Source organism: Aquiflexum balticum DSM 16537 (assembly GCF_900176595.1).
Taxonomy (GTDB): domain Bacteria; phylum Bacteroidota; class Bacteroidia; order Cytophagales; family Cyclobacteriaceae; genus Aquiflexum; species Aquiflexum balticum.
On the sequence record NZ_LT838813.1, the window covers coordinates 4651426 to 4664189 of the forward strand.

Below are 12764 nucleotides of genomic sequence, written 5' to 3' on the forward strand. Positions count from 1 at the left end.
GATTTGCAGCTTTCCCAAACTACTCATCCTTTAAGGTATTTGCCGGATTTTGAACAAAAACCTTTATCGTCCTGTAGCCTATCGTCAGAAAGGAAATGAAGCCTACAACCAATATGGCCGTTACAAAAATCCAAGGAGACACTTCCGTTTTGTTTGCAAATCCTTCAAGCCATTGATTGGAAAACCAAATCCCAAATACGGTGGCCAACACAGCGGATACTCCGAGCAATACAAAGAAATCTGCAGAAAGCACTTTGAGTACGTCAGATGCTTTGGCACCGAGCACTTTCCTGATACTGATTTCCCGGGTTTTTCTCAAAGCTACATAAGACACCAATCCAAACAATCCCATACAGGCAATGAGGATAGCTATCCCTGAAAAAAGGCTGAAAATCGTCCCGGTTTTTTCTTCCGAGCTGTACATACGCGCATATTCCTGATCTACAAACTTGTAATTGAAAGGCCTGTCGGGGGCCAAGGTTTTCCATATCCCCTCCATAGTAGCAAGGTTTTCAGTAGGATTTCCTTTTGGAAGCTTTGCCAAAATCACATTGGATTGCTCAGGATCGACCATGATCGCCAAAGGACCAACCTGATGATGAAGGGAATTGAAATAGAAGTCGGCGACGACTGCCTTGACATAAGTCGGCGAACCGAAATTCAATTTTTTACCTACCGCTTCTTCATTGGTCCATCCCAATTCTTTCACAGCTGCTTCATTTAGCATTACTGCATGTTCGATATCCTGATCTCTCGCAGCAGTCCTTGTCAATTCATCCGCTGCAAAATCCTCTCCTGCCAGTATTTTAAATCCCAGGGTTTTGACGATATCTGGATCGACAGAATAGCCCGTAATCATAATTTCTTTCTCATTGCCAAAACCTGGAAAGATCTTGTATCCTGCTTTGATATAGATCGGCATGTCGGCAGCCAAAGTCACTGATTGCGCAGCGCCAGACCTCAGGAGTTCATTTTTGAGGCTTCCGACAGTTTCCCGCATGTTGTAGTGATAGCTCAGTGCTACCACTTCCTCCCTGTCATAGCCAAGATTGACTTCACGCATATAGTCCAATTGTTGCTGTACGATCAGCGTCGCCACCAACAAGCCGATGGATACAAAAAACTGGAATACTACAAGGCCTTTGCGAAGCCAAGCTCCACCCAAGATCTTGATGTTTTTGCCAAGGGCACGCAATGGTTCCATCCCAGAAAGAAACAATGCAGGATAAATCCCCGACAAAAATCCGATTACCAACAAGAGTCCGAATACCGCTACCATGCCGACAGGAGAAACCAAAAGATCCAACTGAAGCGGCACGCCGGAAAAGTTTTCAAATGGCTGTTCAAGAAAATACAATACCAAGAGGCTAAATATCAATCCGGAAAAAGTGAGGATAAAGGATTCGGAAATAAACTGACCAAAAAGCTGTACCCTGCTAGCCCCCATTACCTTTCGCAAACCAACTTCCTTGTTTCTCTCGGTGGCCTCTGCGGTCGCAAGGTTGACATAATTGATGATGCCTATGAAAATCAATAAAACAGCCACGAGGCCAAAGATATAGAGTTGTCGGATATCGGAAGTGGGTTTGACAGTTTGGAGCCGGTTGTCCCCAAGGTGGATGGAAGTTACAGGTTGGAACAAAAAGGAGGTCTTGAAACCATAATTGTTCATGTCTTCACCCATGTATTTTTCGACCATTTGATCCAGTTTGGAAGTCAAAGCCGGTAGGTCGGCTTCAGGTATCAGCTTCGCATAGGAATAATAATTGGAGGGTGACCATTCGGGGTTTTTCCCATGCCGGTGTGTGGCAAAAGAGGCAATAAAGTCAAAATCCAAATGGCTGTTGGAAGGAAAATCCTGCATGACGCCTTTCACAAGGTATTCCTTTCCATCAATCTTCAGCGTTTTGCCATTGGCATCTGCGGTATTTCTGAAATACCTTTTTGCGGTGCTTTCGGTCAAGACAATCTGATTGGGTTCAGTCAATACCAGGTCGGGATTTCCAAAAATCATCTCAAAATCAAAAACCTTAAAGAAATTCTGATCTGCAAAGGCAAACTTGCTTTCCTCTTGGTTTCCCTCTCCTGCTTCCACCATGACGGATGAAAAAATACTCAGGTCAAAAAGCAAAGTTGCGATTTCAACTTCAGGCACTTCTTCCATCAAAGTCGGGACGAGCAAGGACGGTGTTGTCCCTACCAATTGGGTTTCCCCGCCGGAGACAAATTCCTGATTGAACTTGTAGATCCTTTCCGAGTCGGTGTACATCTTGTCATAGCTCAACTCGTGATAAATATAGAGCGAGATCGCCAAAAAACTGACAATGGCAATCGTCAGACCAAGGATATTGATTCCTGTGTAAAGCTTCCGCTTGGAGAGGTTTCTGAAGGAGACTTTAAAGTAGTTTTTCCACATATTGAATAGACGTGAGATTTAAGACGTTAGACTTAAGATCTAAGATGAAAGGTTTCAGACCATTTTGGAGGTAATTTGATTTGGCATTTGAATTCATAGATTTTTTGAGTTAAATCTAAAAGGCCGTTATTTTTTTAATAAAAATAGTTGGTTTTGTTTTCAATTGTACCTTATGGTCCACGATTATAATTCTAGAATTATGCCATATGTAATTATTTAAAAATCAGAGTAATATGTGAAAAAAAGGAAATAATTTGAAAAAAAGTCGTACAGTTTTGACCGTCAGCGGACAAACTTCTACATAACAATCAGAAAAGGTTTAATGAAAGAGTCGGGTGATTGTTTTTAAAACTTATTAAAGGCCAGTCTGTTTATAATAAAGCATAAGTGGACTTTTCAGTGAAAATGCATCTTCATTCCTTCGTGGGATGAAATAAATCCCAGGTCTTCATAAAATTTGATGGCTTCAGGTCTTTTTTTGTCAGTTGTCAATTGCAATAAATGGGCATTTCGTTCTTTTGCTCTTTCAATAGCCCAAGCAAACATTTTTTTTCCCAACCCCAATCCTCTTTGATCTTTTCTTATCCGTACTGCTTCAATCTGAGCCCTTATTCCGCCCCGATAGGTTAGGTATTGGATGAAGGATAACTGTAAGGTTCCGATAATTTCCTGATTATCATCTTCGACTACAATCAATTCCTGATTTGGGTCTGAATCTATTTTTTCAAATGCACTCAGATATTCCTTGGGTAAGGGTACTTGAAAATTCTCTCTTGTTTTCCCAAGTTCATCGTCAGCAATCATTTCTACAATTTGAGAAACATCACTTTTAGTGGCTTTTCTAAATTTCATTCCCTACTACTTAAACATTATTAATTATTGTAATCTATTGATTATTTGATTTAAACTTAAACCTTAAAAGTTATTTTTTTATCATCTTTAACAAAAATCCAGCTTACTCAACCCAAATGAAAGAGGATAAATTTAGATTAGTGAGAGCTTTTGAAAAGATTCTACTAAAACTACAATCTTGTTGGTCTTTTTCAAAATGTCTAATTCAAAAAACAAAGAGCTAATTCATCAGAGCTTTTCTCTTTATCATCAACAATGTTCATTTTCATTCAAAATGGCAATGGCAAAAATAAATACCAAATTCCCCAAACCGCACCATTGAAAGGTTCTGATGGAAAGGTAAGTCCCAAATTATTATAATGGTTTTCCCAGTAAGACTTAGGCAATAACTCGTTTCTTACAAATTCAGATATGCTTATCCAGAAGGTAGCCAAAAGGATAGGCAAAATTGTTTTTTCATTGTTTCAGTTCCAATAAAATTTAAGGATATTCATTTGATCTATATTTAATGCTCTGGCTAAATTTCATCAAGCCTAAACCATGTTTTTCGATAAAAAAGTCAACAATTCAAAATAAAAAAAACCGGCTGATGAAAACAGCCGGTTATTGTTTTTTTGAATTAAATAGTGTTTTACTTAATCATAGTCGGAAACGAAGGATTTGTCTTTAAATTAAATGTGATCGGCAGAACCGATAAAGATGCTACTTCTACATTGTTAATTTCTGCTGGCTTCCATTTTCCTTCTGTCGCTTTAATGGCTTTTATAGCCTGTTCCTCAAGGTCTTCCACATAAAAATCCATGGCAGTCTCTATATTACTTGTAGTCGAAGCAAATGGTATTTCACCGTTAGCATCCACCACAAATCTTACATAAATAGTTCCCTCAAGTCCCCAATCCTTAGCTCCTTCAGGATATTTAATATTGCTCAACAAGGTATTTTCCAGTGCTTTCTCACCACCTTCAAAGCTTGCTTCTTTATCAACCGAATAAAATACTCCCATCCTGTTGGTTGAACTCTTCATTTTGTTCCGGTTGCTTTTGAGGTCAAAGAGGACTACTTCCAATCTTTTTCTATTGATCTCATGGTCAACTCCGGTTACGGTCACATTATCTAGTTTTCCGTCCTTCATGCTATAAGAATAGGAAAAAGTCGGATAATCTTTCACAATTTCATTGATCTGCATGAGATAATTCAGATTTTCATCCTGTAATTCCTCTAACTCACTTTTTGACAGATCACCCCTATCCTGCGCATATAATCCCTTGGATTGCAAGAGAATAAAGGCCATAAAAAAGGATAAAATTGCAAATGTTTTAAATGGATTAATATATCGTATCATAATTTTGCTGGTTTAATAATTAAACAAACGTTATCCTTTACCGGGATGCATAAACAGTTCTTGTTTATATTATTCACCATCAATTAAATTTTGTCAAAAATTCAATTCAGGAAAATTCCTCACTATTTCAAGGTGTATTTGAAATCCCGTCTGATAACAAATTAAACTACTTAGAATTGAGCAAAATACATACCAATAATTGTTTTATTATAATTTAATTTTATAAAATATTTATATAAATCAATTTTTTATTATTTAAATACCATTAATAATTATAAGATTTTACATCAAAATGCCAGATGATATTCCAATGCAAACAATTGGTGTTTTTATAGATCCAAAATCGAGCTTAAAGAATATTCAAAATTTAGATAAAAGATGAGTGTTCAAAATTCAATCAGAAAACATTTCAAACCAATATTTGATTAATTTTATAATATATTGACCAAACCATGAAATCTACCTCAACCTCCTTTTTATTCATCTTCCTTAGTTTTACCTGTTTGGGTCAGATCAACAATCAGGAAGATATTTACTCTTACAAAACACCTGACCGTGATGGTACAGGAAAGGTGTACATGGGCAGGGAGATTTCTCAGGTGATGAATTTTATGGGTATGAGTTGGCTGGAAAGATCTACCCGACCACAGGAAGAAAATACTGAATTGGCCATTAAAAATCTGCCCATCAACAAAAGCAGCATAGTCGCTGACATTGGTGCAGGTTCGGGATATTATACTTTTCGAATTGCCAAGCGGGTTCCTGATGGATTGGTTTATGCTGTTGAAATTCAGGATCCTGCCATCAAATACCTTGAAGAGAAGAGTAAGGAATTGGGTTTTGACAATGTCAAAACAATCAAAGGAACAGAAAAATCTCCCAACTTACCTGAAAAATCCATCGACCTCGCCATCATGGTGGACGTGTACCATGAATTGCTATATCCCCATGAAGTATTGCAGGAAATCAAAAAATCATTGAAAACTGACGGAAAATTGTTGCTGATTGAATACAGAGGTGAGGATCCAAAGGTAAGAATCAAACCATTGCACAAAATGACCATGGACCAGGTCACAAAGGAACTATCAGCCAACGGCTTCAAACTGGTACAAAACGGTCAGTTTATGAATATTCAGCATTTTTTGGTTTTCGAGAAAGAGTAAATTTTAAAATTCTACGTTTATAATTCAGTGTTTTCAAATCCATGACTAAATAATCTTGAGTGTTAAATGGTATTGAACGCATTTTTCACGGAAATAATCCAATAATTCATTTTCTTTTTTCTTACTATCCAATCGAAACCTGATCAACTTGGACTTCCCTTTTTTGGGCTTGATGTAAATATAATTAAGCTCATTGGCTTCATAAGGAATTGATTCCTCTTTCAAAGGCCACCAGTTTCTATGGAATGTGGATGCTTTGTTGAATAAGATTAATCTAATTTTCGAAACCTCAGTAAACAGAAAATTTTTCTTTTTTCCATTCTTGATAAAAATGACACCTTTTTTACGGAGGAGCATCTCGCCTGATTTTTTTGAAGTAAAAAATAAATAGTTAATCAAAAAAAACAAAAAGCCGGCGGCAATAGGAAGGCTCACCACAATCCCCCAATAGGGCAGTGATTTGTTAATTACAACAAATAAACCGAAACCTATCATCAACAATCCAAATCCTGAAATATTCAATATTTGGGATGTATTGTTTGTTTCTTTGATATCTAATGCAAGTTCTTTCATTTTTTCTTATACTTTATCAACATAGCGTTGGGTTTGAGGGTTTCATTACTAAATAACAAAACAATCACCGTTCCAAACTTACTGAAATCCAAAAAGGCAAGTTTTACCTGGCATAAAATTGAATAAACCGACCGGAATAATTAGCTTTATTTCATGATGATAGACAATCTCCTGAAAATCGAAAAAATCGGAAAGCAATTATTAAGAGGTGGCATTGCCCTATATCTGGCTTCGATCATATTTTTTACGCTTGGAAATATTAAATCAGCGGAAGCAGTACAATTACATACCGGATTGGTAGGAATGCTTTTGTTTGGATTAATATTTTTACTGCTGTTCCATTATAAAAATCCCAAAGCGGGAGCTATAGGAGGTGCTGGTGTTATCTTGTTCTTTTTATCCTCAGCAATTTTGGTTGCTTACAGTGACTTTAATCAAAATATGTCAGGTTCAATCATCTTTCTCCGTATTATCAAAGATATCCTGCTTGCCTTTGGCGCATTGATTCTGACCGGGGAATCTGTCAAAGAAATGGTGAGACAAAAAATAACCAAACCTTTTCCTAAGCGATAAAACTAAAAATCAATTGTTCCATATCAATTGGTATATCAAAATCAATACAGCAAAACCAACAATAGTAGTATAGATCAATTTGTTGTATTTAGCCAGCCAATTGGGCAAGTAAATATCAAAATTATGGGCTTGGGAGTCAGAATATTTTCTAGCTATCAAAGTGACCGGGCAAATTGCTCTAAAGACCAACAATACAAGCCCCTCCAAAACAATCAGTCCAAGACAGATCCAAACCCATTTGTCTATCTTATTGACAATAACTGCATATAATAAGTAAAAAATCACCACATTAAAGAACAACCAAATGGCTGTATGCAGAATTTTGATCCAAATAAGTTTAGACGCATTTTTCATTTGAATCAAACATTCTCCCAATGCACAACAATTTTGCCTATAGATTGACGGGATTCAAGAAATTCGTGGGCTTCAGACAATTGATTGGAGGAATATTCTCTCCCAATTTCAGGATCAAAAACTCCATCTTGGTAAAGTCTAAACACCTCTTTCATGCAATGCTGAAGCAAAGCCGGTTTATCTTCAGCAATTCTAAGCATATTCAAACCAATAATGGAAATTGATCGCATCATCAAGATTATGGGTGACCATATTCCAAAACCTGCTGCAACTTTGAATTTATGGAAAGGGCTTTTGGAAGCTGACATGCTACTGCCGCCATAGACAACTATTTTACCCCCGCTATTGAGTAGGTTTATTCCCTTTCGGACAGAAATTCCACCAACCGGATCGAATACAGCATCAAGCTTTTTCTTCCATCCTGCTTCCTCCAAGACCTTTTCAAAATCTGTATTTCTGTAATCTATGGGAAGATCTACCCCCTGAGTCTTAAGATAATTTAATTTATGTGAACTGGCAGTTCCGGCAATCACGCAGCCTCTTCTTTTGGCCATTTGAATCAGGGCCGTTCCTACCCCACCTGCAGCTGCATGGATCAATACATGATCTCCCGGATGGAGGTTCAGACATTCTTCCAATGCGTACCAAGCCGTACTATACTGAACCGAAAGGGCAAGGGCCTTGCTTGCAAGTACGGTATCCCCTATTGGAATTGCCGCCAGTTCCGGTGTCAATACATGGCTGGCATAGCCTCCAAACCTGCTGAATGCCAAAACCCTATCCCCTACTTTAAAATTTTTGACAGCTGCACCGATTTTTTCAACGCGGCCCACTGCTTCATAGCCAATAACTGTTGGCAAAGGCGGACATTCCCTATAAAGCCCAAGCCGGGCCATCACATCTGCGTAATTGAGTCCAAAAGATTCTGTTTTGATCAGAACTTCATCATCCTTGGGATCGGTTAAAATCATATCCCTCAGTTCAAAAGCTTCTTTGGCTGAGCCGTTTTTTACTAAATGGAATGCTTTCATGGCAATTGAATTGGTCAAATAGAAAATTCAAGTCAATGACCAATAAAACTTGGTGATAAAAGCAAGCTCCTGTTTTTGGTCATCGTGTCATAAGTTAAACCAAAACGATTTGGGAAGCAAAACTCTTCTCCCTTCATTTCTCCGAATGGAAAGTTAGATTCTGATGAATTGCCGGATTTTAAGGAGAAGATGAATCAAATTAAATTGGGTAACTATGCAGCACCGCTATAATTGGGCTTTTATAAGATTTATTCATCTTCGGGTTTATCTTCTTTTGGCTTCAGGAGGAAGTTAAGATTTTCCAGATAATCTCCTTCAGCCAATGCCCTGATTTCAAATTCCCTAAATTGCGGATAAACGTCCACATGCATAAATTCAATTTGAGTAGGATCTATAAAAAGCTTGTATTTTCCGGGCATCAGACCAAATTGATAGAAACCTCCATCTGAAAAAGTCCTGAGGATTTGAAGTTCTTCACCTGAGTTATCCTGCCTTTCCAAAATCAGGCGAAGTCCTGCCTTTCCTTCTTCTTTTCCGAATTGCTCCACAGAAACAGTCCCTTCTACCAAACCTGTTTGGTACAATGGGATATCAATATTTTTAAATCTATTTGGCTCCGCTACAATTTCAAATCTACTGACTCTTGGGGCCAAGTTGGGATCAGGCAATGCTTGGGTATCTACTTCCATAATATATTTCCAATAGGATTGCAATTGGGTGATCCTCAAAATCCCATCGGAACCAAGCAGCATATTGACTGATCGGTCAAGGCGCACGGCCTTTGCAGGTACAACCACCTCACCAAAATCATATGTCCCATTTTCATTGGCATCTATAAACAATCTTACTGCTAAACCTGATCGGGTGACCTGATCTCTGTTTTCAGGAACAATGAAACCTCTGGGATCTAAACCCAAAGATCCGGTAAAACCTTGTTGAGCTGCATAACTTTCGCTACTACCGGTAAAGGCTGTGGATGTCCGCAATCCTTTGAAATCGTATAGAAAACCAATTTGAAATTGTCCTTTACCCGCGAGCATATCTTTGTCATATCCTATGGTCAACCTGCCCATTTTGAATAAGGTCTGGGAGAGCATAAAGTTATAGGAAATCGGCTTTTTCAGGTAGGTATCATACCGATATTGGCCCCTGATAAACATCCCCCGAACAAAGACCGGGATATTTGGATTGCGCATCAAGGTATAAGTAACTGAACCGGTCAATTGCCCCATTGGATTTGTTAAAAAAGCAGGGATATCCCCAATCTGTGCTCCTTCTTCAAAACCACTGATTCTCCCACGATAATTGATCCTGGTAATCAATCTTCCAATCTGAGTATTGAAATCTGTCTGAAAGTTGGTTCGGAATCCATTTTCAAACCACTGTCTTTCCCCTGTAATCCGGAATCCCGAAAACTTCCTGAAAGTCTTGAATGGAATAAATGCGTTTAAATTTGCTTCTCTAATCTGATTCAGATAATTGAACTCAGAGCCTGCGACAAATTCGGTAAACTGAGCATTGATACTTGTATTATTGGCATAAAAAACAGAAGCCGAAGCTTGATAATATCTGTCAGGCAACACATCTACATTCAGTAGATATTGATCCATGATCCGGGCAGAAAGACCAAAAACACCATAGGTTTCTCTTTCTCCAAAAATAGATCCATTATCCACTCCTGCCCTGACAGTGACGGCATTTGTCAGACCATATGCAAAATCCGCATGACTGACTGTCTCCGTCCCCAAACTGTCCTGATCCAAAATGGGAAGACCCATTTGAAAATTATAGGTTACAAATCCTTTAGGCAAAAAAGTAAAGGGGATCTGCATTTGTTTTTCCTGAACAATAACTTCCCCTTGAGGTGTATAGATACGGATCATTAGTCTCACCACACCAAAAGTAATGGGCGCATTAAAACGATAATATCCCACTTCATCTGCCCGTACGAAGTCAATTAACTGTCCGCCTATCAACAACTCTACTTCAGAATCCGGTTCTGTATAGCCATCAATGGTAAATACATCAAGTTTCATCCTTGGTATTACTGGATTATTGCTTAGAGCAACCCCAAGAATTCTTGCGGAATTGTTCAAACCTGTGGTCTGTATCTGACCCACGGTAAAACTGGTAATAGGTACATTATCATCAGGCAAAAGTCCCCCATTAAACACATACCGCCAACGTGCATTGGATATTCTAGAAATAAAATTCTTGTTGTAAACATTCCCCGAAAACAAGCCTTGAAAGTCACCACCGAGGATTTCCATACCGGCATTTACAAGCATGGACATACTCTGTCCCTGATCGGAATAAGTATAATTGAGGTTGTAATCCACCATACCGGGAGCAAATACCTTTCTTTGTCTGTCATAGAGCAAAGGTGCAGGTTCCCTTGTGGAAGCAGTCCTGGATTGCTGCAACCTTTTTCGCATAAGTTCCCGCTTTTGCCTTTCATCAATAGGTAAAGGCCCATTGGTTTCCAATCCTAAAGTCAGTGTGTGAAAATTGACACTAAACTTCAGTCCAAAAATCCTGTTAAAAAATTCGGGATGGATATATAAATCTGTCTCTCCTAAGTAGAATTGTTCTACCGATAAGGTTCCCATTTCCCCCTTTACTACAGCACGGCCTCCTATAGGATCCAACAGCCAACTTTCATTTTTGGTAGGATAAGTTCCCTGTAGGCCCTTACCGTTTTCACTTCGGTCATAGGCTATATTCAATAGACTCAATACTTCGGCCAATGGCAAAAAAGGAACTTCATCAAAAAATACAACATTAACATACTCCTGACCCAAAGCAGGATAAGAAAAAAGCAATAACGCCTCTCCATCCGGCTCTTTGTTGGCCCAAACTGCGTTTGGATACATACCAATTCCAGTCAGCATAAGGACAAAAAAGACCTTAGCTGACTTTTTCCAAATCAGGTGTATATAACTGAAAAACAAATGAATAAAAAAACTGGGTGATTAATAAAATTGACTCAAAATCTTTGTTCGGATTGCCTATTAAGGAATCCGAACATAGACTCTTTTGGCTATTGGACTGGTCTGCACCAGATTATTGGAAGCAATATCAGATCTCTTTGTTTCGAATCGAAGTTCCACTTGATATTCGCCGGAAGTCAAACCCTCAGGCAAACTCAGTTCCATTCCTTTTTTCCCACTAAAATACAAGGCAGTTGTCTGCTGCACCTCTGCAACTATTTTCTCATCTTTATTCTTGAGCATGGCAGTCACACTGCCGATAAATGGAGAGTTGCCTGTAGTCCGGAAGTCAGCAACTGCCCTCAGGTTGTTCCCTGTAATGTCAGTTTCTATTTCAGAGATTTCTATTCCGGTTTTGGTTTCACCATGCTTGTAGAATACAGGAATCACTTGGTCAAATTTGAAATTTACCTGGGTAGCCACCTCATTTTGTGCTATTTCCCCTACTTCCCTGGATTGGGCATTGGAAGTGACTTTTAATCGGGTAAAGTAGGTTCCATCAGGAAGGCTTCTATCCGGTCTCAACTGAAGGCGAACGGTCTGCTGTTGCTGCGGAGCTAAAACAAAAGACCTTGGAAAAGCCCTCAATCGGTCGCCAATACCAAATTCCTTTTCTCTAAGGCTATCACCATATACCATAAGGAGATTTCCCTGATCATCATTTCCCGGATAACCGAAGACAAAACCAATATTGATTTCCTGTGGCTCATCTGATGGATTGGTTACATAGAAAGAAGCAATCCCATTGTTATCTACAAATACTGAAGTAGGCGCAATAGAAATTTGAGCTATGCCCGGAAACCCCAAGGTAACGGCAATTAGAAAGCTCAATGAAGCAAATATCTTTTTCATGACATTTTAAGTTAAACAGGCCGATCAGAGAGATCGGCCTGATTTTTTCCAAACTAGTTATATTCTGCACTGATGTTGAAAGTACCGGTATAATTTCCAGTTTCCTGACCAGCCAAAGCAGGTAATGAACCACCGATCCAGAGGTAATAATCATTACCAACCAAAGTGACAGTTGAACCACTTGCTATTCCAATGGCAGAAGCTCTATTTGCCACATTAGAGTCACCGACAACCTGAGTGGTCATGGTGATGTTATCCGGTCCGGAATTCAATACTACTGTTCCATCGTAAAATACAGTCACCCCACCATTGGCACCTACCAATTGAAACCTTGCCACATTGGTAATAGATCCTGTATTTTGGTTATTGGCGGCATCATTGGCATCCAAAATAACTGTTCCGGGAGTTGTGGCAGAAATTCTACCGAAATTGATTTCATTCAATGTCGCATCCAAATTGATTTCCAAATCCTGGAGGACTTCTGCTGCTGCATTGGCAGTAGCTGTCTTTTGAGCAAATGCCACATTAGATAGGCCAACTAAAAAAAGGGCCACTACTAGAGATTTAATTGTTGTTTTCATTTTGTTTGTTTGATTAGTTTAAAATTGATTTTGATTG

11 protein-coding genes are annotated in these 12764 nt (G+C 38.7%); 2 read left to right on the forward strand and 9 right to left on the reverse strand.

Annotated features, from left to right (window positions below; all coding sequences use genetic code 11):
- Window positions 1-19 precede the first annotated feature (19 nt).
- The 3 genes from B9A52_RS19590 to B9A52_RS19600 all read right to left on the reverse strand — a co-directional run bounded on the left by B9A52_RS19590 (window position 20) and on the right by B9A52_RS19600 (window position 4610).
- Window positions 20-2416, reverse strand: a complete 2397-nt coding sequence (locus tag B9A52_RS19590) for an FtsX-like permease family protein (protein WP_084122073.1) — start codon at window positions 2414-2416, stop codon at window positions 20-22.
- A 396-nt stretch (window positions 2417-2812) separates the two neighbouring features.
- Window positions 2813-3268: a GNAT family N-acetyltransferase gene (locus B9A52_RS19595; protein WP_084122075.1), complete on the reverse strand. Its 456-nt coding sequence runs from the start codon at window positions 3266-3268 to the stop codon at window positions 2813-2815.
- Window positions 3269-3899: 631 nt separating this feature from the next.
- A complete protein-coding gene (locus tag B9A52_RS19600; protein WP_084122078.1) occupies window positions 3900-4610 on the reverse strand; it encodes an energy transducer TonB in 711 nt (236 codons plus the stop codon).
- A gap of 452 nt (window positions 4611-5062) precedes the next feature.
- On the opposite strand from B9A52_RS19600, the gene B9A52_RS19605 reads away from it, so the two are divergent.
- A complete protein-coding gene (locus tag B9A52_RS19605; RefSeq protein WP_084122080.1) occupies window positions 5063-5773 on the forward strand; it encodes a class I SAM-dependent methyltransferase in 711 nt (236 codons plus the stop codon).
- Between the two features lie 45 nt (window positions 5774-5818).
- Here B9A52_RS19605 and B9A52_RS19610 read toward each other — a convergent pair whose 3' ends face one another.
- The gene (locus tag B9A52_RS19610; protein ID WP_084122081.1) at window positions 5819-6346 is read right to left on the reverse strand and encodes a hypothetical protein; all 528 of its coding nucleotides are present in this window, start codon (window positions 6344-6346) and stop codon (window positions 5819-5821) included.
- Window positions 6347-6499: 153 nt separating this feature from the next.
- On the opposite strand from B9A52_RS19610, the gene B9A52_RS19615 reads away from it, so the two are divergent.
- The gene (locus B9A52_RS19615; RefSeq protein WP_084122083.1) at window positions 6500-6919 is read left to right on the forward strand and encodes a hypothetical protein; all 420 of its coding nucleotides are present in this window, start codon (window positions 6500-6502) and stop codon (window positions 6917-6919) included.
- Between the two features lie 9 nt (window positions 6920-6928).
- Here B9A52_RS19615 and B9A52_RS19620 read toward each other — a convergent pair whose 3' ends face one another.
- The 5 genes from B9A52_RS19620 to B9A52_RS19640 form a co-directional block, all read right to left on the reverse strand.
- A complete protein-coding gene (locus tag B9A52_RS19620) occupies window positions 6929-7273 on the reverse strand; it encodes a hypothetical protein (RefSeq protein ID WP_084122086.1) in 345 nt (114 codons plus the stop codon).
- Window positions 7274-7278: 5 nt separating this feature from the next.
- On the reverse strand, window positions 7279-8304 hold the full coding sequence (locus B9A52_RS19625) for a quinone oxidoreductase family protein (RefSeq protein ID WP_084122089.1): 1026 nt from the start codon (window positions 8302-8304) through the stop codon (window positions 7279-7281).
- A 248-nt stretch (window positions 8305-8552) separates the two neighbouring features.
- A complete protein-coding gene (locus B9A52_RS19630; protein ID WP_084122092.1) occupies window positions 8553-11195 on the reverse strand; it encodes a hypothetical protein in 2643 nt (880 codons plus the stop codon).
- Between the two features lie 120 nt (window positions 11196-11315).
- The gene (locus B9A52_RS19635; protein WP_084122095.1) at window positions 11316-12146 is read right to left on the reverse strand and encodes a fimbrial biogenesis chaperone; all 831 of its coding nucleotides are present in this window, start codon (window positions 12144-12146) and stop codon (window positions 11316-11318) included.
- 53 nt (window positions 12147-12199) lie between these two features.
- Window positions 12200-12727, reverse strand: coding sequence for a DUF4402 domain-containing protein (locus tag B9A52_RS19640; RefSeq protein WP_084122096.1), 528 nt, complete (start codon window positions 12725-12727; stop codon window positions 12200-12202).
- Window positions 12728-12764 lie beyond the last annotated feature (37 nt).

Coding starts and splice junctions, on each gene's coding strand:
- B9A52_RS19615 (WP_084122083.1), top strand. CDS start 6,500: ATGATGATAGACAATCTCCTGAAAATCGAAAAAATCGGAAAGCAATTA.
- B9A52_RS19620 (WP_084122086.1), bottom strand. CDS start 7,273: ATGAAAAATGCGTCTAAACTTATTTGGATCAAAATTCTGCATACAGCC.
- B9A52_RS19625 (WP_084122089.1), bottom strand. CDS start 8,304: ATGAAAGCATTCCATTTAGTAAAAAACGGCTCAGCCAAAGAAGCTTTT.
- B9A52_RS19610 (WP_084122081.1), bottom strand. CDS start 6,346: ATGAAAGAACTTGCATTAGATATCAAAGAAACAAACAATACATCCCAA.
- B9A52_RS19635 (WP_084122095.1), bottom strand. CDS start 12,146: ATGAAAAAGATATTTGCTTCATTGAGCTTTCTAATTGCCGTTACCTTG.
- B9A52_RS19600 (WP_084122078.1), bottom strand. CDS start 4,610: ATGATACGATATATTAATCCATTTAAAACATTTGCAATTTTATCCTTT.
- B9A52_RS19595 (WP_084122075.1), bottom strand. CDS start 3,268: ATGAAATTTAGAAAAGCCACTAAAAGTGATGTTTCTCAAATTGTAGAA.
- B9A52_RS19605 (WP_084122080.1), top strand. CDS start 5,063: ATGAAATCTACCTCAACCTCCTTTTTATTCATCTTCCTTAGTTTTACC.
- B9A52_RS19640 (WP_084122096.1), bottom strand. CDS start 12,727: ATGAAAACAACAATTAAATCTCTAGTAGTGGCCCTTTTTTTAGTTGGC.
- B9A52_RS19590 (WP_084122073.1), bottom strand. CDS start 2,416: ATGTGGAAAAACTACTTTAAAGTCTCCTTCAGAAACCTCTCCAAGCGG.
- B9A52_RS19630 (WP_084122092.1), bottom strand. CDS start 11,195: ATGCTGACTGGAATTGGTATGTATCCAAACGCAGTTTGGGCCAACAAA.